The organism is Levilactobacillus andaensis, assembly GCF_016861695.1.
In the GTDB taxonomy this organism is placed as follows: Bacteria; Bacillota; Bacilli; order Lactobacillales; family Lactobacillaceae; genus Levilactobacillus; species Levilactobacillus andaensis.
Map to the genome: position 1 here is coordinate 15,545 of NZ_BOLP01000019.1, position 22,397 is coordinate 37,941.

The following is a 22,397-nucleotide window of genomic DNA, read 5'->3' on the forward strand; positions in this document are numbered from 1 at the left end:
CCATGTTGACCGAAGCCAAATTGATCCAAATTCGTCGGCAGTTACACCAGATTCCAGAGTTGGCTTTACAGGAGACGAAGACGCAGGCCTATTTGCAACAAGTGATAGCGACGTTGCCAGAGACCTATTTGACCGTGGCGACGTCACCCAAGCTGCCAACGGCGTTACTGGTGCGGGTTGCCGGTAGCCAGCCACAACGCACGATTGGTTATCGCACCGATATTGACGCGTTACCGGTGACTGAGAATAATGACCTTACTTTTAAGTCGACCCATCCGGGCGTTATGCACGCCTGTGGTCACGACATCCACATGACGGTGGCGTTGGGCCTACTCAGCTACTTTGCCGAGCAGCAGCCCCGCGACAACCTGGTTTTCTTTTTCCAGCCCGCGGAGGAAAGCGAGAGTGGTGGCAAACTGGCCTATGACCGCGGATTGCTGAGCGGGGACTTGCGACCCGATGAGTTTTACGGTCTGCACGACAATCCGGACCTACCCACGGGAACGATTGGCTGTCGACTGGGAACGTTGTTTGCCGGGACTAGTGAGGTCAACGTGACCATTCACGGGACGAGCGGCCATGCAGCGTTTCCACAGAAAGCCAACGATGCTATCGTGATTGCGGCCAGCCTGGTCATGCAACTGCAGACGATTGTTGCGCGTAACATTGACCCAACGGTTTGTGGCGTGTTGACCATTGGCAAAATCACGGCGGGCACGATTCGCAACGTGATCGCCGGGGAGGCCCGGTTGGAGGGGACGATTCGTGGCCTGACGCAGGAGATGATCGGCTTCATTCAGCACCGGGTGCGAGAGATTGTGGCCGGGGTCGCGTTGACCTATCACGCGCAGATAGACGTGACCTTTAATCAGGGCGGGTATTATCCGGTGGAAAATGACCCGACGTTGACGGCTAATTTTATCCGCTACATGCGGACGGCCGCGGATGTCGACTTTCAGACAACGCCACCAGCAATGACGGGCGAGGACTTTGGCTACCTGTTGTCCAAGATTCCGGGAACCATGTTTTGGCTGGGGGTCGACAGTCCAGGCGGTCTCCATGCCGCTAATTTTCAACCGAACGAGGCCGCAATTTTTAAAGGGGTGACCGCGATTCGAGGATTCTTATGTGACCGCATGACCCAATAAAGGAGTGAGCGATGATGTTTACGAATGCTGATCTGATGACGGCAATCATTACGCCGTTTACCAACGATGGCTGCGCCATCAACTACGTGGCACTTGAAAAATTGACGAATCATCTGCTGGATACTGGCACGAAAGGTTTTGTCATCGGTGGGACGACCGGGGAGACGCCGACGTTGAGCGAAACGGAGAAATTAACGCTCTACCTGCGTTTTGCCCAAATCGTGGCCGGGCGGGTACCAATCATTGCCGGTGCTGGCAGCAACAACACGGCGGGGACGATTGATTTTGTCCAAAAACTAGCCCAAATCGACGGTATCGACATGGCCTTAGTCGTCGTGCCGTACTACAACAAGCCTAACCAGCGGGGAATGGTGGCCCATTTCAAGGCCGTGGCCGATGCGTCGTCGTTGCCCATCATGATGTATAACATTCCGGGCCGTACCGGCGTCTTGATGGCCAAGGAGACCATCGTTGAGCTGGCCCAGTACCCGAACATTGCCGGCGTGAAACAGTGTCATACCATGGCTGATTTCGAGTACATCGTTGAACACGTTCCTAGCGACTTCCTGGTCTACACCGGAGAAGATGCCCAGGCACTCTTCGCGAAGGTCGTGGGGGGCAGCGGGGTGGTCTCCGTGGCGGCCCATCTCTATGGCGCCGAGATCCGACAAATGTATGATGCGTTGGCTAAGGGGGATTACCGGACGGCCGGGGCCTTACAGCGGGAGTTGACTCCGAAGATGGCGGCCCTCTTCATGTACCCGTCGCCATCACCGGTCAAGGCCCTGCTCAACGACCTAGGGTATGACGTGGGAACGTGTCGGTTACCGGTACTGCCGTTAAATGCAGCAGAAAAGGCGGCTTTGTACCACGCCCTAGCGTTAAAGGGGGCGATGGCGTGATCTCAGTCATCATTGCGGGCTTCAACGGGGCCATGGGCCAAAAGGCGGTGCAGTTGGTCACAACGACGCCGGAATTTCATTTGGCCGGGGTCTTCAATCCGCACGTCACGAGTCGCCGCGCCACGGACTATGGGTTGGACGGTGCGGTCACCATTTACAATGACCTCGAGCAGATCACTACGCCAGCTGATGTGTGGCTCGATTTCAGTACACCCAGTGGGGTCGCCACCAATGCTCAGTTTGCGATTACGCGGGGGATGCGGCCGGTGATTGGGACCAGTGGGTTGACGGAGGCCCAGCAACAAGAGTTACAGGGCACGGCCAACGCTCGCCAGTTAGGCGGTATCATTGCCCCTAACTTTGGCGTGACGGCGGTGCTCATGATGAAATTTGCCCAGCAGGCCGCCGCCTACCTTCAGCGGGCAGAAATCGTGGAGTATCACCATGAGGACAAGCTGGATGCGCCATCCGGAACGGCCCTGAACACGGCGCGGCTGATCCATGAGGCGCAACAAGTGGATGAGCCACAGCCGGCAGCGGAGCAAGATTCCTTAGGGACACGCGGTGGCGACTACCATGGCATCAAGATCCACGCCGTACGTTTACCGGGATTCGTGGCCGACGAGGAGGTCATCTTCGGTGGGCCCGGCGAGACGTTGACGATCAAACAGAGCACCACCGACCGGCAGTCGTTTATGACCGGGGTGCGCCTGGCAATGACGGCGGTCATGCAGCGGCAAGACTTAGTTATTGGACTAGAAAATATCTTATAGGCGGGAAAGGTTAAGGGGGAATTCGTTTGCCAGAATTAGATGCTAGGCTTGAAACGATTGTTAACCAAAAGATTCAGGCGATGGGGGCGTCTCAGATTCGCGCCTTCGCTCAGAAATTCGACCAGATTCCGGGGATCATCAAATTAACCTTGGGCGAACCGGACTTTAACGTGCCGGAACACGTCAAGGACGCCGCTATTCGGAGTATTCAGGACAATAAGTCACACTATACCGATCAACGTGGAATCCGCGAGCTGCGGCAAGCCATCAGCGGTTACCTGCAACACCGGTTTCGGCTCACCTACGATGCCGACACAGAAATCGTGGCGACGGTCGGGGCTTCGGAGGCCATCTTTAGCGTGTTGGGCGGACTGATCAATCCGGGCGACAAGGTCTTAGTGGCGACACCGACCTTTGCGTTGTATTGGCCGGTCATTTCGATATTTGGTGGAATCCCGATTCAGGTCGACACGACCGCTGATGGGTTTCGATTGACCGGTAAGCACCTGCAAGCCGTCATCGACCGCGAAGGCGCGGACACGGTCAAGGCTGTCATTTTAAACTTTCCAGGGAATCCGACGGGGGTGACCTATGACCGCGCGCAGTTACAAGCCGTGGCCGATGTTGCGAAACGCCAAGGGATGTACGTGATCACGGACGAAATATACGCGGAGCTCACGTACGGCCAGCCCCACACGTCCATGGCGGAATTGCTACCGGAACAGACGATTCTGATCAATGGGTTGTCCAAGTCCCACGCGATGACGGGGTATCGCATCGGTTATTTTGCCGGACCAGCTGAGATCGTTAAAACCATCAGTAAGTTGCACGGCTTCGTGGTGACCTGTCCGTCAAATCCGGCCCAGTATGCGGCGCTAGAGGCGTTGACCAATGGACTGGATGACTCGAAGCAGATGCGCCAAACTTACCAGCAACGTCGCGATTACGTGGTTCCCGAGCTCAATCGGTTGGGGTACGTGACAACGATGCCGACCGGGGCATTCTATGCGTTTGCGAAGATCCCGCCGGAGTTCGGTCTGGATGCCGTGGCTTTTGCGACCAAATTGGCGGAAGTGGGCTTGGTGGGCGTCACGCCCGGGAGTTGTTTTGGTGCCGGGGGCGAAGGCTACGTGCGGCTGTCCTACGCATCTTCCATGGCAGATCTGAAAGAGGCCATGCGCCGGTTAGCGGTCTTCACGGCTGACTTACGGACACACGTTTTGAATTGAAAATGGGGAGATGATGGGATGCAAGCAGGACTTACGGTTGCGATATTGGGGGCCACGGGCGCGGTGGGTACCCGGATGCTGGCTCAGTTGGCTCAGTCGACGATTCCAGTGAAGACGGTCAAATTATTGGCATCGTCCCGTTCGGCGGGAAAGTCGCTGACATTTAAGGGGCGGTCGCTGACGGTCGCGGCAACAACGGCGGCGTCATTTGCGGATGTTGACCTGGTGTTGGCCTCGGCTGGTAGCGCAGTGTCGAAGCAATTCTTACCGATTGCGGTGGAACAGGGCGCGGTCTGCGTGGACAATACCAGTGCCTTTCGAATGGTGCCGACCGTGCCGCTGGTCGTCCCGGAGGTCAACAAAGAGACACTGCGGGAACATCACGGCATCATTGCGAACCCCAACTGTTCGACGATTCAAATGATGGTGGCGTTAAATCCGATTCGTCAGGCGGTGGGGTTGAAGCAGGTCATTGTGTCGACCTACCAAGCAGCCTCGGGAGCCGGCCAGTCGGGATTAGATGAGTTCTATCAGGAAGCCAGGGACTATCTGGATGGCCAGCGGATGACGGCCGAAATTTTTCCGACCAAGGGTGATCAGCGCCACTACCCATTGGCCTTCAACCTGTTGCCACAAATCGATGTGTTGGAAGATGATCTGTACTCGCACGAAGAGTGGAAAATGATTCATGAGACCAAGAAAATCATGCTGGGGGATATGAATGCCAGCGAAATCAAGGTGACGGCGACTTGTGTGCGCGTACCGGTGCCGTTTAGTCATGGCGAGTCCATTTGGATCGATACCGGGAATCCTGATGCGACCGTTGCCCAATTGCGCCGAGCACTGGCAACTGCTCCGGGAGTCGTGTTGCAAGACGACCCACGGCACCAACTGTATCCGCAACCGTTAAATGCGACTGGAACACGTGAGACCTATGTTGGGCGGATTCGACCAGACTTAGAGAATCCGGGAGCGTTTAATCTGTGGGTCGTAGCCGATAATCTATTAAAGGGTGCCGCGTGGAATACTGTTCAGATTGCGGAATGTTTGGTAGTGGATGGCCTAATCAACAGTATAGTTTGATTATGTATATAACAATTAATTTCCAATGTCATATTTCGGTTCTCGTTTATGTAAGTTGGGAGATAGTTTTGAACGATTAGTCGATATAAGTGGCATGGTAAATCGGTTGTTAGCTACAAGCGAGAGATTTGCCGGATTAAAAATGATTATTGTACGGTACAATAGAAAATTACACTTGCCATCCGAATGATTATATTTATAAACGATTGCGTTAGAATCGACAAAAAGGCACCATCAAATCCAAAAGTGAACTTGATGATGCCTTTCAATTACCGCCGTTCGATTGCTAACAAAAATGGCGGGGTATGAATTTGATTGATAAAACCATAACGCAGAACTTGATAGTCTTTCTGTGGGAGCGCCTGGCAGAAGTCGACGACAGCGTCCCGTTCGGTTGGGCCACCGGGATGACCGGCGTAGACAACTAGGATAATGCGGCCGCCACGTGGCAGGTGAGGCAACAACGTTTTGACCGCAGTCAGGGGCGTGGTGGGACGAGTGATGACGGATTTATCACCACCCGGTAGGTAACCGAGATTGAAAACGGCTGCTGCGACGCGCTCATCTGGTGCCAGAAAGTCGCCAACATTTTCATGACCAGTCGCGTGTAGGTCAACCTGGGCGCCTAATCCGGTTAGAACAAGCTGTTGTTGCGTTTCGTCGAGCGCTGCTTGTTGGATATCGAAACCGATGACGTGACCAGTTTTGCCGACTAGGTTTGCTAGGAAAATCGTGTCGTGACCTTGGCCCACTGTGGCGTCGACCACCGTATCGCCGGGCCCCACACATTCCGAGAGTAACGTATGACTATAAGTTAAGGCATTTGGTAAATTCATTTATAATGCATCTCCATAGCGCGTGAGAAACCATTGACTGACGGTCAATAAGAAGAACCCTAATGACCAGCCGGCAACCACGTCACTGGGATAATGGACCCCAACGTAGACCCGGGATAATCCGATGCAGACAATCCAAAGACTCAGGACCAAGGTACCCGCCCAGCGCCAATTGTGATGTTGCCGCAAGGACCAGCCCAAAAGAACAATCAGGGAACCCCACAGTAGCATCGCCGTAATGGAGTGACCACTAGGAAAACTGTAGGAGCTGGCGGCAACTAGCCGGTTAACGGTTGGTCGTGGGCGCTGGATGATATTTTTGATCACGGTATTGCCTACGCCAGCCCAAATCAGCACGTTAAACGCTAAAAAGAGTGCCCCGCGGTAATGGCGGGCAATGACCAGTACGGCAACGAGCAGGAGCGTTACCCACGTTACAGGTTTCGGATTACCGGATTTGGTCACCCAGATAATGCTCTGCATCAAGCCATGTGGCAGGGGATGACGCACCCAGCCGATAATTAGCTGGTCGAACGCCTTGATCCAAGGTTGCTGTAAAGCGACTCCGAATAAGTCAATGAGAAATAAGATGCCCGCGGCCCAAGTGAAGCGCCAGCGGGTTTTTGAAATGGTCGTCAAAGGTTGACCTCCTATATGATTATAATAATTTTAGTATAGCACAGTGTTTTAGTAGGGCTGAAATTGATTTTGGAAAATAATCTAGCGTGAGTCAAAGTCGTTTATCGATGAGCCAATTATCTGGCTATTTTAGTAGTTTAGGGGGCAATCTAACTCTTGTTTTTTTGGCGAATAATTGGTTGTTACTGGTGGGGTGTTCAGGTATGCTTAAAGTACAAAGTGAATGAATTAGCCGATTTTGGAAAATTAGAATGCCGGTATGTCAACGATTCTTTAGTGTATTCCCCGTGTATACGGGGGTGATCCCATCTTGGCCGACTTATCGTAAGCTGTCGCCCAGTATTCCCCGTGTATACGGGGGTGATCCTGTAATGGTTGTTAGCGTCAACGGGCTTGTTGAGTATTCCCCGTGTATACGGGGGTGATCCTTTTACTCGTTCCTTTGGGGGATACATAGGGGAGTATTCCCCGTGTATACGGGGGTGATCCTCGCGTCCAGGTGCTTAGCTTGCAGGCGTCCAGGTATTCCCCGTGAATACGGGGGAAGAGAATCCTATACCATTGCGTACTGATAGTATCTCTATTTCTCAATTCCCCGAATTATTCTCTAAGAAGTCGGCGTGACCCTTGCTTTTCCCTAGGGGGTTTGCTAAGATGAAAACAATCTGATTAGACAAAGACGTTGATGAGAAGTAGTAGTTCAACGGGGTATTCAGCAAGCGGATGGTCGCTGTGAATCCGTTATCCCGTGGAACGAACTTGTCTCTGAGTCTTCTCCGCTGCAAAGTGGGCGTTTGGCGACGTTATCAGCCGGAATGAGCCTCGGTACAAGACCGGGGAAATGTAGGTGGTACCGCGCTAACACGCCCTGCAGAAGTCGTTTTATGGACTTCTGGGGGCTTTTTTTATGGCTTGGCGTTGAAAATGAGAAAGGGAGCGAAAATTTTGGCATACAAACACCAAATTATTGAGCACAAGTGGCAACATTACTGGCGGGTCAACGAAACGTTCAAGACCCCTGACACTTCCAGTAAACCAAAGTATTACGTGATGGATATGTTCCCATATCCTTCAGGTCAAGGCCTGCACGTGGGACATCCTGAAGGCTATACGGCAACCGACATCATGGCCCGTTTGAAGCGGATGCAGGGCTTTAACGTCTTGCACCCAATGGGCTGGGACGCTTTTGGTCTGCCCGCTGAACAGTACGCGTTGAAGACCGGGCACAACCCTAAGGACTTTACCGCGCACAACATCAAGAACTTCAAACGTCAAATTCGCTCACTCGGTTTTTCTTACGATTGGAGTCGTGAGGTCAACACGACCGACGAATCCTTCTACAAGTGGACGCAATGGATCTTCGAACAAATGTACAAGAAGGGTCTTGCCTACGAAGACAAGATCATGGTCAACTGGGCGCCCGACTTCATGGGTGGGACCGTTGTGGCCAACGAAGAAGTCATTGACGGCAAGACGGAACGGGGTGGCTATCCCGTTTACCGCGTGCCAATGCGTCAATGGGTACTGAAAATTACGGCGTACGCTGACCGTTTGCTGGATGACTTGGATGACCTAGATTGGCCAGACAGCATCAAGGAAATGCAACGTAACTGGATCGGCCGTTCCGAAGGGGCTAGTGTGTTCTTCCCAGTTGATGGTCAAGAAGACACCAAGGTCGAAGTCTACACCACGCGTCCTGACACGTTGTTTGGGGCAACCTACATGGTGTTGGCGCCAGAACATGCTTTGGTTGATCAAATTACGACGCCGGAACATGCCGCTGAAGTGAAGGCTTACAAGGAAGCCATCGACAGCAAGTCCGACCTCGAACGGACCGATTTGAACAAGGATAAGACTGGGGTCTTCACCGGTGCTTACGGGATCAACCCGTTAAGCGGCAAGAAGCTTCCAATCTGGATCGGTGACTACGTGCTGGCTTCTTACGGGACTGGTGCCATCATGGCCGTCCCAGCACACGATGACCGGGATAACGAATTTGCTCAAAAATTCAACCTGCCGATCGTTCAAGTGATTGCGGGCGATGACGATACCGACGTTCAAACGGCCGCTTATACTGGTGACGGCGAACACATCAACTCTGACTTCCTGAACGGGATGAACAAGAAGGATGCCATTGCTGCGGCCATTAACTGGTTGGAAGAACACAAGGCTGGCCACAAGAAGGTCAACTTCCGGTTGCGTGACTGGATCTTCTCCCGTCAACGCTACTGGGGTGAACCAATTCCCGTTATCCACTGGGAAGATGGCGAAACCACGTTGGTTCCAGAAGACCAGTTGCCATTGAAGCTCCCAGCTGCTAAGCAACTCGAACCTTCTGGAACGGGTGAAAGCCCATTGGCCAACCTGGATGACTGGGTAAACGTTGTGGATGAAAACGGCCGTAAAGGGAAGCGTGAAACTAACACCATGCCACAGTGGGCTGGGAGTTCATGGTACTTCCTGCGTTACGTTGATCCACACAACGACCAAGCGATTGCTGATCCAGAGAAGTTGAAATACTGGATGCCAGTTGACCTGTACATCGGTGGGGCGGAACATGCCGTCTTGCATTTACTGTACGCCCGGTTCTGGCACAAGTTCCTTTACGACCTCGGTGTCGTGCCAACCAAGGAACCATTCCAGAAGTTGGTCAACCAAGGGATGATCTTGGGGACCAACCACGAAAAGATGTCCAAGTCAAAGGGGAACGTTATCAACCCCGACGAAATCGTCGAGAAGTTCGGTGCTGACACCCTGCGTCTGTACGAAATGTTCATGGGGCCATTAGAAGCCTCCAAACCATGGAGTACGGAAGGTATCAACGGCTCTCGTCGCTGGTTGGACCGTGTTTGGCGTCTATTGATCGATGACAACAACCGTCTGCGTGACCGGGTCACGATGATCAACGATGGGACGTTGGATAAGATCTACAACCAAACCGTGAAGACGGTGAGTGAAGATCTCGAAGCCATGCGCTTCAACGTTGCCATTTCACAACTGATGGTCTTCGTCAACGAAGCCTACAAGGCGGACAGCCTGCCACTGATCTACATGGAAGGTTTCGTCAAGATGATCTCACCAATCGTGCCCCATATCGCTGAAGAACTGTGGGCACTGATGGGTCATGACGACACGATTTCCTACGCCAAGTGGCCAACGTACGACGCCAAGCAATTGGTTGAAGACGTGGTCGAAATGGTCGTTCAGGTCAACGGTAAGGTTCGTGCTCACCTGAAGGTCGCTAAGGACGCGGCTAAGGATGACATCGAAGCCCAAGCCTTGGCTGACGAAACGGTCAAGATGCATACGGACGGTAAGACGGTTCGTAAGGTCATCGTGGTACCAGGTAAATTGGTCAACATCGTTGCCAACTAAATTAACCTAAAAGAAGTGCCGGTAACTTTCCTAATGGAGAGTGACCGGCACTTTTTAATTGGCAAAAACTTGTGCTTGGGAGATAATTCGGGACGATTTATGAAAGAACTCGCCTTGAAATCAGAGGAATCGCCACTAAATAATGGTTGGCAAAGCGCCGGTTTTGGAATCAAGGGCGATGAGAGAAGGGATTATCGTGTGGCGTAAGTTAAGCATTCTCAGTCGCTTTGAATTGCGACAGACCTGGGACGACAAGATGGTTTTATTTTATACATTGATTGCTCCAATGATTTTCTTTGTGGTAGCGGACTTCAGTTCACACGGCCATCCATTTGGCGTTCATGATCTGGCATCCCAGTTAGTGGGGTATTGGGTCTACATTGTTTTAGTAGGCGTTTTGAACGGGTTCCAGTTTGCCTTGATCGGCATGCGCGAATCGAATTTCTTAAAGATGTTTACGGTGATTGCCGGCGATAAGCGCTTGATCTTTTTCAGCAATCTTGCTGTGCAACTTCTATTTATTGAGATTGAAGTTTTCGTATTTGATGTAGTCGTTTTAATTTTGAATCCGGCATCGCTGATCTTGCTACCTATGATGGCGGGGGGCTTACTGTTAAACCTGATCTTGATTCCAATCGTCGCCGGATTCACGAACTTTCTCTTGATTCTCCCACTCCGCACCAACCTAGTATCTTTGATGACCACGGGATATATCTTTGCGGGGATGTTCCTGATGAGTCCGGGGATCACGTTAGCACCCTGGCTCAATGATATCTTAGCGGCGATTAATCCCTGCTCGTACATGCTTCAATTCTACAGCGCGGGACTGGATATTTTAGGCCGGGTGTCATTACCCCAGGTTGGCCTATTGCTGGGGGTGGCGGCGTTCTACTTGCTCGTCGGTTACTATCCCGTACGTCACATGAAGCTCCAGTCGAACACGAACCGTTATTGATGGATGGTTATAAATTGGGTGCACTCCGGCTGCCAGAGATTCCGCCTGCCATGGGGAACGCCTTCAGCCTGAGAAACGGGCTTCCGGCTCGCCTCAAAGCCACGAAAAGCGCGTGTCTTCGAGGACGTCCCACGCTGTAAGCCGGGAAAGGACCCCGACAAACAGCGTCGACACGGCTGGCTACATCTCTGGCTTCCTCCGGCTATGATTGATCACTACCATAGCAAGCGTTGAAATGCGTGAGTAACTTGTCTTTTTAATTGTACTGACAGTAGCAATGGTTAATGCGTCAGGAGGACACTCTATGAACTGAAAAAGTCTGTCAAACGTGTACACGTCGTCAAAACTATACGGGGTGAATGCTGAGACGTTGGAACTTCTTGTTAAGTCAGGTGATGCTGTTATCTAAGTGCCTCAATCCCTAATTTGTAAATAGATTATTACACAAAATAATTTCTAAACAGGAGGTCAGTCATGAGAATCCAAGATTTTTCTTACCAGTTACCGGATGGCCGGGTACTATTTGACCATTTAACGGCTGACTTTGAGCCGGGGAAAATCAACGTTCTACTGGGCGTGAACGGCGTGGGGAAGACGACGCTGCTCGATTTTATCGCCGGCGTTAGTGAACGGCGGGACTTACCCTTTGAAGGCTTCCCCGAAATGGCACGGATTGCCTATCAGATGCAGGGGGCACCGTTTACCGGGTCGGCCAAGGTAGTAGATGCCATTCGAATGATGGTGAATTTAGATCGGCCGACTGCTAATTTTGAAGCCAGCCAATTGCCAGAGAGCCTAAAGGATATTGCCAACAGCCAGTTTCGCGACCTCTCTGGTGGGCAACGGCGATTGGTCATTCTAGAAGGAATTTGTCAGTTACAACGCGACCTATATCTATTTGACGAACCGGAAAGTGGTTTGGACGTTAAGATTGCTGCCCAAATGATGAATCGGATTGAAGGCTTAGCCGCTAAGGGGAAAACGGTGATCATGACGACCCACCAGTTTCGCAATCTTCCGGAAGACAACGTCCATTTACTGGTGTTGGCTGGAAAGTGTATTGCTTTCGCGGGCACACCGGCGGAACTGATGGCAGAGACTAACACTAAAAGTTTAGAGGATGCTTATTTGAAAACTGATTCCTAAACAGTTGCGTCAAAAAAAGAGAGGTCCGGAAAAATTTCCGACTTCTCTTTTGGCATGTTCTGAGTTTAACGCCGGCGGTGCCGCACAAACGTAAAGAAGTGCAGGAGACTGGCTAGAAGGACATAGAAGATGACCACAAAACTTACATACGTGATCCAAAACTTGCCGGCCGCGAAGACACCGAACCACCATGCCTGCAAGCCCATCGTGACGAGGGCCATGACGGCAATCATGGCGAACAACAATAAATAACGTTTCAAGGTATTATCATCCTTTCGTGGTCGGTCGGCAATCTTCTTAGCCCAACGCCGACACTCTGCTAGTTTTTCCGGTCGAGGAGCGTGTGTGCCACCCCAGGTTCCCGTACCAACGAATTCTCCGACCTTAATCAGTCCGGCGCCAGTTAGCACGCGGTCGATGGTCACAAAGGTCTGGTCCGTGATGCCAGTGAAAAAGTTTTCGGTGGAACTGATAAAACAGGTCGTCATGCTCAGGTAATGCTTGTCCTTATATTTGCCGGGTAACGTGTCGGCCACGGAGTTCATCCGGACCAAGCGAAACCGCATGCAGTCAAAAAACTGCTTCATCACGCCCGAGAGACCACCCCAGTATGTAGGTGCACAGACAATCCAAAAGTCACTGGCCGACATTTTAGCCTCGATTTCATCCAACGCCGGACACGGCTTTTCCTTCGTATCGGGATAAATGTCGTAATCCCGCAGAAAGACGGTCTCAACGGTGGCATTGGCAGGTAAATTATCGGTAACGGCCTGCAGATAGCCAGCCGTAATTCCGTTTCGCTCGTGACTTCCTAGTAACGCCAAATAACGCACAGCAATCGCCTCACAATATTTAATTATTAATAAATTGCGTACAATAATTATACCGCATTTAGCCGATTAATGAGGATTAGGGGATTACCTAAAGTTAGTGAAAAATGACGACATGATGCTAAGGTATGGTCACAAGTTAGAGTAACCAGTGATGGGGGCTTTAAAGCAGCGGCAGTGAGCGCTAAAATAATAACGAAGATTGCTCGTTGTTTTGGGCGTAGCGATGTTAGTGGAAAATAGGTCGTTACAAGCATTCTAACTTTTAGGTTGACCCTATAAGGCTTGTTATGTCGAAACGTGGCAATCTACAGGCATTAAATTTGACGTTATGGCAAAGCACAATCAGAGCCGGAGGAGGTCAGGGATGCAGCCAGCCGTGGTAATATTGGGTGCTGGCCGTCTGGCTAGCACCCAATATGGGCGATTTTGAAGACACGCGTTTTTCGTGGCTTCAAAACGAGCGAGAAGCCCGGCCCACAGGCTGAAGCGTCCCCACAGCAGGCGGAATCCCTGGCAGCCACAGGCGGACAATCGTAAACAATCCCAAATAAAAACCCTCACAGAAGAAGCTTGTGAGGGACGAGACATTAAAGAATTTCAGTAAGAATGGCGAAGAAGCGTTGGGAAATGGCTTCCCCTTGGCCCGCCTTAGAGAATTTGTATTTCAGTAGGTGACGGTCAATTTCGTGGAAGAAAACGTTGGCCATAGTTGAATAATCGCTATCGTTGGTTTGGTCGATGCGTTTAAAAGCCCGCCAGGTTGAATAGATCAACTGAGCGTCGGAAACGTCTGCCAGTTCTGGAAAATGTGCGCGAATGCTCTTGGTCATTGTGATGACCTGCTTGGCCCGTTCGGGGGACATTTCCATCTTCGGTGCCGTGGTTGCACCGGCTGTTGCTTGCGTCATATTGGCATTCCTCCTTGAATAAGTTCTGATTCCTTGCTACTTTCAAGGATACCACTGTTGACCCTATCCGGTAAGCAATGTCGGCTGGTTTCGGCGAATTCAGTGCGCTGTCGGTTAAATCTTTAACGAAACCTGATAATTTTTAAGAAAAAGCTATGGTATAATGTTGGTTTGATTAGCTTAGCTCCGTTAAGAGCCTAAGTAATAGGACCATTGAATTTTAAAAATTGAAAGTAGGGTGTCAAATGGCGGCAAAGTCTGATAATTCTGGCAATCAAGCTGACGCACAAGAACAGATGGTAGCGGGCTCTGCGTGGATGACGGCGGGAAGCATCTTTTCGCGAATCCTGGGCGCAGTGTATATCATCCCCTGGAACATCTGGTTCGGCGCCTTCTATCTCCAAGGAAATGCGTTGTACGGAAAAGGGTACAACATCTACAGTTTCTTCCTGATTGCCGCAATTGCGGGGGTGCCCTCGGCGATTGCAAAGCAAGTGGCGCACTATAATGCGTTAAATGAATACGGCATTAGTGTCCGCCTGTACAAGCGGGGCTTGGAAATTGCCATTATGACCGGGGTCGCGATTGCTGCGTTGATGTACTTTGGCGCGCCACTCTTTATCGGTGGGGACGACAACTTGATTCCGGTCCTGCATTCGTTGGCATGGGCGATTCTGATCATCCCCACGATGAGTCTGACCCGCGGGTACTTCCAAGGTTTCCAACAAATGGCGCCTTCAGCCATCTCCCAGTTTGTCGAACAACTTGTTCGCGTGTTGTACATGTTGCTGTCGGCCTACGTGATCATGCGGGTCCTGAAAGGTAACTGGATCACCGCTGTGTCGCAGTCGACTTTGGCCGCAGCGATGGGGGCCCTAGGTGGTCTGTTGGTCCTCGGCGTTTACTACTGGCGCCGCCGGCGGCATTTCCGGTCGTTGGTCCGCAACAGTAATAATCAAATGGTCGTGCCGGCATCGCAACTCTACCGGGAAATTATTGCGCAAGCCGTGCCTTTCGTGGTCTTGGGTGCTGGGATTACGATTTTTCAACTGATCGACCAATACACCTTCGCACCGATTATGCATATGGCTGGCAATTATTCAGCGGCTTACCTAAACGACTTATTCGCGCTGTTTGGGGTTAACGCCAACAAATTAATTATGATTACGATTTCCTTAGCGTCGGCCTTGGCCGTGACGGTCGTGCCGTTGCTGTCCGAAGCCTACACGCGGGGTGATAAAAAATCGATCTCTAACCAATTATCCAACGCATTCTTAATGTTTGAATTTGTCATGATTCCCAGTGCGTTAGGAATGTCCGCCGTGGCCCGACCATTGAACCTGGTCTTCTACGGTCGGTCACACGAGGCCTTGGCCGCATCGATTCTGGCCTTCTCCTCGTACCTCTCAATCTTGTTGGGACTATACACAGTCGTTTCCGCCCTCATGCAGGGAATCTCGCAAAATAAGCGGGCCGTGCGCTACTTTATCGTCGGTACGGTCGTCAAATTTATTGTGCAGTGGCCGCTGGTCTACTTCTTCGGGGCGTTTGGTCCCTTACTGGCGACTGGTTGTGGGTTCTTGGTCACGTGTTACCTGATCATTCACTCACTGGACGTTCAATTTGGCATCAACTACACGCAGATCGCCAAGAAGACGAATGGTATTTTACTGACGTCGATTGGGACGTACATTTTGGCTAAGGCGATTACTTTCCTGGGAAGCTTCAGTGGAAGCGAAGGCCGGATCATGAATTTCTTGATTGTGGCCGTGGCAGCACTGGTCGGCGGTTATTTCTACGTGTACGTGGTCTTGAAGAGCCGCTTGGCAGATGCCATCATGGGTCCCCGAGTCGCAGGGTTACGGCGACGGTTGCACATTCACTAGGAGGACGTTGAGATGAACATTGAACGGTACTTAACGGAAAATCGACAGGGAACGCCATTGCAAATTTTGCGGTTACTGCGGCAGGGACGGGTGACGGTCAATTCTGACGTGGTCGACTCACCCCGGGCAACGGTAGCCGTGGCGGATAACGTCCGTGTCGACGGGATGACCGTGACCGGGCGTCAGCCGCAATACCTAGTCTTCAACAAGCCAGTCGGATTTCAACTGAGCATGGACCCCACGACACCGCACAGCTTGGGCAGCCTGTTAAATGCCTTTGATCAGCCACGGCAATTAAAGCCGCTGACGGATTTACCCAAAGAAGCGGTGGGCCTGGTGTTGGCTAGCGATGACGAACACTTCTTGACCGATGTGACGAATCAAAACTGGCCGAGTCAATTTCAGGTGCAGGTCAGCGGGACAACAGCGCCCGTACTAGCGCCCAACCAAGCCTTCCATGAGGTGACAACACAGGTCGACCGGGTCCATCAACACGTGACGGTCACTTTGACGACGACCGATAGCGAATCGGCGGTCGCGGTCCTCGGAGCGTTGCCAGACGTTCTGGGTCCCGTCGAACGATTAACGGTTGGTCCACTGCGACTCCCCGTTGATCTACCGAATGGGGCGTACCGCGGCTTGTTACCAGCGGAGATCGATGAGTTGACTGGCCCACTGGACAGTGTAGAAAATAAAATGTAATTAAAAAAGTAGAAACCTCTATCTGGAATGGATAGGGATTTCTGCTTTTTTGATGGTCTGACTAAAGGTTGGAAGATGAAGTACCTGTCTCATCTCGGTAGCGGTAGGAATTCGCACCATGAAGTTGGTTTGAATTTGCCGCACTCCGGCTGCTGTGGTTGTGTTCTATCAAAACAACGATCGAAAGACGTGTCAGGTTAGCGCTTTCGGGTCCAATCGATAGCGACTGTTACCCGTCGTCTAAGAACACCGTGTAAGCCGAGAGGTCGCCAGATATGGGCTCAGGCGCGTCGTTCTGCTTAGTTGACGGCGGGTTTCCGTCGGCTTAGCAGAAGACCAAGCTTGTAGACTCGGCTTTTTCGAGGCTTCAAGTTGTGTCCGCACCGTTCCAGCCCATATCTGGCGGCCGGTAAGGCGAAGGCCATACTAGGTTGCCTAGTCTTTACATTCATGTTCTTTCATAAACTGTGGTAAGACATCAATGATCTGGTGGGGCAGGACCACATACTGGGTTCGCGCCAGTTCTTCGGCGATGGCGCTGTGGCTGTACACGGCGGCGAGCACGGCATCCGTTTTGTTTGTAAACTGAGCGACAAAACCGCCGACCATGCCAGCCAGGGTGTCGCCCATGCCACCAGTCGCCTGAGCAGGGGTTCCCAGTGGATTCTCGTAGACGGCGGTTGGCGTGTAGATTTGCGTCCGGTGGGACTTCAACACGACCGTGGCGTTTAATTGGTTAACAATCGGCTGATTTCTTTCTGGCGTTTGTTCAGCGATAGCGATGCCACTGAGGCGTTGCCACTCCATTTGGTGCGGCGTGAAGATCAGGTGCGCTTGTGGCAAGGTCAGTTGGTGTTGAGCCACCAAGGTGATGGCCGATCCATCAATGACCAGCGTTTGCTCAGGTTGAACGACACTGAAGACGTTATTCAAAATGGATAGGGACTGCGAACTAGTGCCGAGCCCCGGTCCAATGACGATGACGTCAGTGCCCTTGACTAGCTCCTGCGTCTGCGCCAAGTCGTTGAAATCAGCGAACATGGCTTCCGGCGAGCGGGCGTGTAGGCTGCCCTGATTGCTGGGATCGGTGATGGTCGTGACCAGTCCAGCACCGGCGTAAACGGCTGCGGCACTGGCCATGAGAATGGCACCACCGAAGTTGCGATTGCCGCCAATCAGGGTGATGCGCCCGTACGTTCCTTTGTAGCTATCGGCCGGGCGCTGCCGAATCGTCTGCGTTAAAATTTCTGTGGATAGAGTTTGCATGGTGAAGGCCTCCTCGTTTCAGTTTTAGTATAGCATGTTCGTTCGTGAAATCGGCTTACATTCGGGCGCGGGTATGCTAAAATCAAAGGTAAGTATTCCTGGACGTTTGGTCCGAATAAAATGAAGGAGGTCCAATCATGGCAATTGATTGGCAACAGCTAGCTGAAAAGTACCGGAAGGATTATATCGCAGATTTAACCACCCTGGTCGGTATCGACAGCTCTCGTGACGACTCTAAGGCCACCGATGACTACCCATTAGGTCCTGGCCCGGCCAAGGCACTGATCGCATTTTTAGGATTAGCCGAACGTGATGGGTTTAAGACAAAAAATTTAGACAACTTGGCAGGCTACGTGGAGTATGGCGAGGGCGATGAGACCTTGGCGATTCTCGGTCACGCGGACGTGATGCCAGCGGGCAAAGGGTGGCACACGGATCCCTTTACGTTGACCGCCAAGGATGGCAATCTGTATGGTCGGGGAACTTCCGACGACAAGGGACCAGCCTTAGCCGCTTACTACGGTTTAAAGATGTTGAAGGACCAAGGAATCACACCTAAGATCAAGATTCGTTTCATCATTGGGACCGACGAGGAAAGCGACTGGACGGGGATGAACCACTACCTCGACTTAGAACCGGCACCAACCTTAGGCTTCTCACCAGATGCCGAATTCCCACTGATCAATGGTGAAAAGGGGAACGTGACCTTCACGTCGACCTTTACTGGCACGAACGGCAACGGTTTAGTCTTACGCGAATTTGATGCCGGCCTGCGGGAAAACATGGTCCCACGGGACGCTGAAGCAACGGTTGAAAATGGGGACAACGCCCAATTAACCGCTGACTTTGACAAATTCTTGACGGACGCCCCAGTGACGGGTGACGTGACGACCGACGCGGACGGCTTACATTTCCACGTGATCGGTAAAGCGGCCCACGGGATGGAACCAAAGAACGGCATCAACGCCGGGACTTACCTGGCAACCTTCTTGGCCGCGCAAGCCTTCGGTGGTGACGCTGCGGACTTCTTAGGCCTGCTCGCAAGTAATTTACATGACGATTCCCGGGCGAACAAGTTAGGCATTGCCTACACCGATAAAGTCATGGGCGACTTGACCATGAACGTTGGGATCATGACCTTTACCGCCGATAAGGGTGGTCTGATCAACACCAACTTCCGTTACCCAACTGGAACGGGCGCCGCTGACATCGAGACTGGCTTGGCAAAGGCCACGGCCGACATGAACGTGACGTTGAAGCAGGGCCGCGAAATGGTTCCCCATTACGTTGACCCAGCCGATCCAATCGTGGCAACGTTGATGGACGTTTACCGCCAACAAACCGGCGACATGACTGCCCAACCAGAAGTTGTGGGCGGTGGGACCTATGGCCGTTTGATGAAACGTGGTGTGGCCTTTGGGGCCTTATTCCCTGGCACGCAGGACACGATGCATCAGGCCGATGAATTCCAACCCGAGGCTGACCTACTAAAGGCAATGGCCATTTACGGTCAGGCAATCTTCGAGTTGACCAAATAAGGTCGTGAGAATGACCGGCAAAGGAGTGGTAGAGATGACCGAAGGATACAAACGGATTTTAGTGGGAGTTGATGGTTCCCGCCAAGCACGCCGCGCAGTAGAAAAAGCCATTGCGGTTGCGGTGCGGAATCAAGCTGAATTAATCATTGTGACCATTATGAGCGGCGGTGACTATGTTGGCCTGGGTAACAATACCGAGGTTGGCTTTGGCTACGTTGACCAACAAGTGATGGACGAAGCGCGTCAACGCCTCGAACAGATTGTGGACAAGTACCGCAAGAAGGCTCAGGATGCCGGTGTTAAAGAAGTGGTGACCGCCGTTTACTACGGTCACGCCAAGGTCGATTTGGCCCGGACACTGCCGAAGGAATACCAAGCAGACTTAATCATGCTGGGTGCCACTGGGGTCAATGTGGTCGAACGGATGCTAATGGGGTCCACGGCAAGTTACGTGGTCACCAACGCCATCTGTGACGTCATCATAGTCCGGACGGATATTAATAATCAGGCGACTAATCTGAAACATTTACCGATGGATTAGGGTTAAGACGGAAAACAGGCTATGTCCTTGCCATTTAATTGGCGAGAACATAGCCTGTTTTTTGTTAGAAAATGAAATTGAGTAGGTATTGCCGCACTGCGGCTGCCAGGGATTCCGCCTGCTGTGGGGACGCTTCAGACTGGGAAAATCACCAGTCTTCTCGCTCGCTTTGAAGCCACGCATAGACCCGCGCGTCTCCAAAGTCGCCCATATTGATAGCTAGCCAGCTATCAATATTACCACGGCCGGCTACATCCCTGGACTCCTCCGGCTCTGGTTGCTCATTGCCAGAACATGGGCGGACCAAGATCCATGTAATCTCTACAGTTGTGGCGTAACATATGACAAATTTTCAATCATCACTCATAGTTGTCCTAAGCCACAAATGTAAGCCGAGAGGTCGGCAGATATGGGCTCAGGCGCGTCGTTCTACTTGGTCGGCGTTCTTGGCCGGCTTAGTAGAAAACCAACCTTGTAGACTCGTGGTTTTCGAGGCTTCAAGTTGTGTTCGCACCGTTTCAGCCCATATCTGGCGGCCGGCAAGGCGAAAAGACCACCGTGTTGCCCAAGCTTTAATAATTACGAGTTGCGGATTTGGCGAGGGTGTCGAAGCGGTCGTAGAACTGGGCCTTGTCGACCTGCGTGACGAGAGTGACGGGGCGACCGTTAGGCGTGATGAACGTGCGGCCTGCACCGTGGCCGGTGGTAAGCACATCGCTGTGAACGACCGAGGCGTCAACAATTTCTGGGTAGCGACTGGTCAGCGTGGTCAGAACATCCCACAGGTAGTAGGTGGAGTCGGCCTCAAAGGCCATGACCAATGAATAACCGTAGCCAATCAATTCCATGGCAGGGTAACGGCGGAGCTCGGCCCAATGTTGCCGTAGGTCGGCCGTTAGTGGAATCTGGTCGGTACTTTCCAGACCGACCATTTGAATGTCGATGTCGGTGTCCCAGACGGTCTTAACGGCCTCGGGGTCCCAAAAGGCGTTCCATTCCATGGTGCCGTCTTGGTCGGGCTCACTGACGTTTCCTTGGTTGTTCATGGTGCCACCCATCCAGAACAGTTTGTCGATCTTAGCCGTGATGGTGGGGTCAATCGCCAGTGCCCGCGCTAGGTCGGTCAGGGGACCGGTCATGACGAGGGTGGTCTTGCCGGGCGTTTGTTGGAGTTTCTCAATCATATCGAGATGAGCAGGCTTTTCGGCTGCGGGGGTCGAAATAAAGCCGCGTTCGTTGAGGACCGGGAAGTTATCAAACGAGTAGGCCGAGAGCCGCCAATTTTGCGGGAACTGGTGGACTGGTCGTGAATTTGACGTTGCCACGGACAGCGGCTGTTGCGCTTGGCCGAAAAGATCAATAATCTTCCGCGAAGCCGAGACGGCGGGTTCCACGTAGGAATCGGCACCGACCACGCCGACACCAGTCAAATTGATATCGGGCATCTGCAGTAGGAGCAGTAGGGAAACGAGGTCATCAACATTACCATCATGATTGAAATAGACATTTTGCAAGCCAGAACACTCCTTATATGATTACAAATTCTCAAAAGTATAGCATATAAGTTCGTGATTTAATAGTGAAAGCGAGCATAAATTTATTTATTCTCGATAGTAAAACGTAAAACACGAAATATAAACCGATTTACCTTTTATGAAACCCAGCCAACAACTTAAAGGTGGTTTAGTTTGTTGGTTGACCTGTTTTACTCAGAAACTGAAGGCAACAAAAAAGAGCCAACCACGTCATCGTTAGCTCCCAAATGGATTTTAAATTAATGTTTAAAGCCGGTGAATATCGAGGACACTGCCGGTTTTGGCGTCGGCAATGAACTGGTATTGGACTAATTTGTCGTCCTCATAACGGGTGATACCGCCGTAATAGGCTTCCGTTTTCACCGCAAATTTTTGGAACGGTACGGCATGCTTTTCAATCCACGCACCTTCGATCGGGGATTCTTGTCGGAATTGCCGCTTGACCTGATCCAAGATGTTATCGGGATCCAAACGAGAAAAGCCACCGAAAAGTCGCGTGATGAAAATGCCCATCAGGCCTCCGAGCACACCGGTGAGACTTAATTGATACAATTGTCCATTTTTAGCAGTCATGCTACCGCCTCCTTAAGCAGGTTAATGTTGGGCACTACTCCCATCACTTCTGCCACCAGTATAACAATGATTGCCGCGAAGTTCCCGTAAAAAGACAAAAATCGTGTAAATTCCTTTTGGCATGCTATAATGGTTCTTGTGTAACTTTCAAAATTAAAAAACAAAGGAGTGCTTACTCATGGAACAATTACCCAAGATGTCTGCCGCTGAATTGAAGGACGTTGTCAAAGACGGCAAGACCATGTTATTCTTCTCCGCGACCTGGTGCCCAGACTGCGCGTTCATCAAGCCAGCGATGCCAGCTATCGAAGCGGAATATTCTGACTTTAAGTTCATCGCCGTTGATCGCGACGAAAACATCGACTTAGCCGTTGAACTTAATGTATTTGGCATTCCTAGTTTCATCGCTTACGCCGATGGTGAAGAAATCGGCCGGTTAGTGAACAAAGATCGTAAGACTAAAGCAGAGGTAGAAGAATTTATTAATTCTTTGACAGCCAACGCCGACTAAACCCGTTGGAAAGGATTC

20 protein-coding genes are annotated in these 22,397 nt (G+C 51.7%); 13 read left to right on the top strand and 7 right to left on the bottom strand.

The features are described 5' to 3' along the window. The first annotated feature begins 2 nt into the window (after positions 1 to 2). Genes JUF10_RS12155 through JUF10_RS12175 form a run of 5 tightly spaced genes read left to right on the top strand, consistent with a single transcriptional unit; the run spans position 3 to position 5,135 of the window. Entirely contained in the window at positions 3 to 1,148 is a 1,146-nt protein-coding gene (locus JUF10_RS12155) for an N-acetyldiaminopimelate deacetylase (protein ID WP_203642705.1), read from the top strand. Positions 1,149 to 1,159: 11 nt separating this feature from the next. After that, a complete protein-coding gene (gene dapA, locus JUF10_RS12160; protein ID WP_236008227.1) occupies positions 1,160 to 2,050 on the top strand; it encodes a 4-hydroxy-tetrahydrodipicolinate synthase in 891 nt (296 codons plus the stop codon). Continuing rightward, a complete protein-coding gene (gene dapB, locus JUF10_RS12165) occupies positions 2,047 to 2,823 on the top strand; it encodes a 4-hydroxy-tetrahydrodipicolinate reductase (RefSeq protein WP_203642707.1) in 777 nt (258 codons plus the stop codon). Before dapA ends, dapB begins: the two co-directional genes overlap by 4 nt. Positions 2,824 to 2,849: 26 nt before the next feature. Next, the gene (locus JUF10_RS12170) at positions 2,850 to 4,052 is read left to right on the top strand and encodes an aminotransferase class I/II-fold pyridoxal phosphate-dependent enzyme (protein WP_203642713.1); all 1,203 of its coding nucleotides are present in this window, start codon (positions 2,850 to 2,852) and stop codon (positions 4,050 to 4,052) included. A gap of 18 nt (positions 4,053 to 4,070) precedes the next feature. Then, complete coding sequence (locus JUF10_RS12175; protein ID WP_203642721.1) at positions 4,071 to 5,135, top strand: aspartate-semialdehyde dehydrogenase; 1,065 nt, start codon at positions 4,071 to 4,073, stop codon at positions 5,133 to 5,135. A 269-nt stretch (positions 5,136 to 5,404) separates the two neighbouring features. On the opposite strand, the gene mnmM is transcribed toward JUF10_RS12175, so the two are convergent. Together mnmM and JUF10_RS12185 are read right to left on the bottom strand one after the other, a co-directional pair. Then, positions 5,405 to 5,971, bottom strand: a complete 567-nt coding sequence (mnmM, locus tag JUF10_RS12180; RefSeq protein WP_203642723.1) for a tRNA 5-(aminomethyl)-2-thiouridylate-methyltransferase MnmM — start codon at positions 5,969 to 5,971, stop codon at positions 5,405 to 5,407. Continuing rightward, positions 5,972 to 6,610, bottom strand: a complete 639-nt coding sequence (locus JUF10_RS12185; protein ID WP_203642725.1) for a phosphatase PAP2 family protein — start codon at positions 6,608 to 6,610, stop codon at positions 5,972 to 5,974. A gap of 945 nt (positions 6,611 to 7,555) precedes the next feature. Here JUF10_RS12185 and leuS point away from each other — a divergent pair. From leuS to JUF10_RS12200, 3 genes are all read left to right on the top strand, one after another. Then, on the top strand, positions 7,556 to 9,985 hold the full coding sequence (gene leuS / locus JUF10_RS12190; RefSeq protein WP_203642728.1) for a leucine--tRNA ligase: 2,430 nt from the start codon (positions 7,556 to 7,558) through the stop codon (positions 9,983 to 9,985). Positions 9,986 to 10,163: 178 nt separating this feature from the next. Continuing rightward, the gene (locus tag JUF10_RS12195) at positions 10,164 to 10,940 is read left to right on the top strand and encodes a hypothetical protein (protein ID WP_236008229.1); all 777 of its coding nucleotides are present in this window, start codon (positions 10,164 to 10,166) and stop codon (positions 10,938 to 10,940) included. Positions 10,941 to 11,414: 474 nt separating this feature from the next. Then, positions 11,415 to 12,086 (top strand): AAA family ATPase, encoded by a 672-nt coding sequence (locus JUF10_RS12200; protein WP_203642729.1) that lies wholly within the window; start codon positions 11,415 to 11,417, stop codon positions 12,084 to 12,086. Positions 12,087 to 12,151: 65 nt separating this feature from the next. On the opposite strand, the gene JUF10_RS12205 is transcribed toward JUF10_RS12200, so the two are convergent. After that, the gene (locus tag JUF10_RS12205) at positions 12,152 to 12,919 is read right to left on the bottom strand and encodes a flavodoxin family protein (protein WP_203642731.1); all 768 of its coding nucleotides are present in this window, start codon (positions 12,917 to 12,919) and stop codon (positions 12,152 to 12,154) included. 587 nt (positions 12,920 to 13,506) lie between these two features. Beyond that, entirely contained in the window at positions 13,507 to 13,827 is a 321-nt protein-coding gene (locus JUF10_RS12210) for a hypothetical protein (protein WP_203642733.1), read from the bottom strand. Between the two features lie 245 nt (positions 13,828 to 14,072). On the opposite strand from JUF10_RS12210, the gene JUF10_RS12215 reads away from it, so the two are divergent. Further along, positions 14,073 to 15,713, top strand: coding sequence for a putative polysaccharide biosynthesis protein (locus JUF10_RS12215; protein WP_203642735.1), 1,641 nt, complete (start codon positions 14,073 to 14,075; stop codon positions 15,711 to 15,713). Positions 15,714 to 15,725: 12 nt separating this feature from the next. Next, positions 15,726 to 16,415, top strand: coding sequence for a pseudouridine synthase domain-containing protein (locus JUF10_RS12220; RefSeq protein ID WP_203642737.1), 690 nt, complete (start codon positions 15,726 to 15,728; stop codon positions 16,413 to 16,415). Positions 16,416 to 16,850: 435 nt separating this feature from the next. Here the strand turns inward: JUF10_RS12220 and JUF10_RS12225 are convergent, their stop codons facing one another. Further along, on the bottom strand, positions 16,851 to 17,681 hold the full coding sequence (locus tag JUF10_RS12225) for an NAD(P)H-hydrate dehydratase (RefSeq protein WP_203642739.1): 831 nt from the start codon (positions 17,679 to 17,681) through the stop codon (positions 16,851 to 16,853). Positions 17,682 to 17,818: 137 nt separating this feature from the next. Between JUF10_RS12225 and pepV the strand changes: the two genes are divergently transcribed. Beyond that, positions 17,819 to 19,219: a dipeptidase PepV gene (gene pepV, locus JUF10_RS12230; protein ID WP_203642743.1), complete on the top strand. Its 1,401-nt coding sequence runs from the start codon at positions 17,819 to 17,821 to the stop codon at positions 19,217 to 19,219. Positions 19,220 to 19,253: 34 nt separating this feature from the next. Continuing rightward, entirely contained in the window at positions 19,254 to 19,760 is a 507-nt protein-coding gene (locus JUF10_RS12235; RefSeq protein ID WP_203642744.1) for a universal stress protein, read from the top strand. A gap of 572 nt (positions 19,761 to 20,332) precedes the next feature. Here JUF10_RS12235 and JUF10_RS12240 read toward each other — a convergent pair. Both JUF10_RS12240 and JUF10_RS12245 read right to left on the bottom strand, forming a co-directional pair. Beyond that, the gene (locus JUF10_RS12240; protein ID WP_203642745.1) at positions 20,333 to 21,274 is read right to left on the bottom strand and encodes a nucleoside hydrolase; all 942 of its coding nucleotides are present in this window, start codon (positions 21,272 to 21,274) and stop codon (positions 20,333 to 20,335) included. A 267-nt stretch (positions 21,275 to 21,541) separates the two neighbouring features. Beyond that, entirely contained in the window at positions 21,542 to 21,868 is a 327-nt protein-coding gene (locus JUF10_RS12245; protein WP_048731954.1) for a PepSY domain-containing protein, read from the bottom strand. 178 nt (positions 21,869 to 22,046) lie between these two features. On the opposite strand from JUF10_RS12245, the gene JUF10_RS12250 reads away from it, so the two are divergent. Beyond that, entirely contained in the window at positions 22,047 to 22,379 is a 333-nt protein-coding gene (locus tag JUF10_RS12250) for a thioredoxin family protein (RefSeq protein WP_203642747.1), read from the top strand. The last annotated feature ends 18 nt before the right edge of the window (positions 22,380 to 22,397 follow it).

Bases quoted from the DNA above. Each gene is read 5' to 3' on its own strand.
- JUF10_RS12155 (WP_203642705.1), top strand. From the start codon at position 3: ATGTTGACCGAAGCCAAATTGATCCAAATTCGTCGGCAGTTACACCAG.
- dapA (WP_236008227.1), top strand. From the start codon at position 1,160: ATGATGTTTACGAATGCTGATCTGATGACGGCAATCATTACGCCGTTT.
- JUF10_RS12175 (WP_203642721.1), top strand. From the start codon at position 4,071: ATGCAAGCAGGACTTACGGTTGCGATATTGGGGGCCACGGGCGCGGTG.
- mnmM (WP_203642723.1), bottom strand. From the start codon at position 5,971: ATGAATTTACCAAATGCCTTAACTTATAGTCATACGTTACTCTCGGAA.
- JUF10_RS12195 (WP_236008229.1), top strand. From the start codon at position 10,164: ATGAGAGAAGGGATTATCGTGTGGCGTAAGTTAAGCATTCTCAGTCGC.
- JUF10_RS12200 (WP_203642729.1), top strand. From the start codon at position 11,415: ATGAGAATCCAAGATTTTTCTTACCAGTTACCGGATGGCCGGGTACTA.
- JUF10_RS12210 (WP_203642733.1), bottom strand. From the start codon at position 13,827: ATGACGCAAGCAACAGCCGGTGCAACCACGGCACCGAAGATGGAAATG.
- JUF10_RS12215 (WP_203642735.1), top strand. From the start codon at position 14,073: ATGGCGGCAAAGTCTGATAATTCTGGCAATCAAGCTGACGCACAAGAA.
- JUF10_RS12220 (WP_203642737.1), top strand. From the start codon at position 15,726: ATGAACATTGAACGGTACTTAACGGAAAATCGACAGGGAACGCCATTG.
- JUF10_RS12225 (WP_203642739.1), bottom strand. From the start codon at position 17,681: ATGCAAACTCTATCCACAGAAATTTTAACGCAGACGATTCGGCAGCGC.
- pepV (WP_203642743.1), top strand. From the start codon at position 17,819: ATGGCAATTGATTGGCAACAGCTAGCTGAAAAGTACCGGAAGGATTAT.
- JUF10_RS12235 (WP_203642744.1), top strand. From the start codon at position 19,254: ATGACCGAAGGATACAAACGGATTTTAGTGGGAGTTGATGGTTCCCGC.
- JUF10_RS12245 (WP_048731954.1), bottom strand. From the start codon at position 21,868: ATGACTGCTAAAAATGGACAATTGTATCAATTAAGTCTCACCGGTGTG.
- JUF10_RS12250 (WP_203642747.1), top strand. From the start codon at position 22,047: ATGGAACAATTACCCAAGATGTCTGCCGCTGAATTGAAGGACGTTGTC.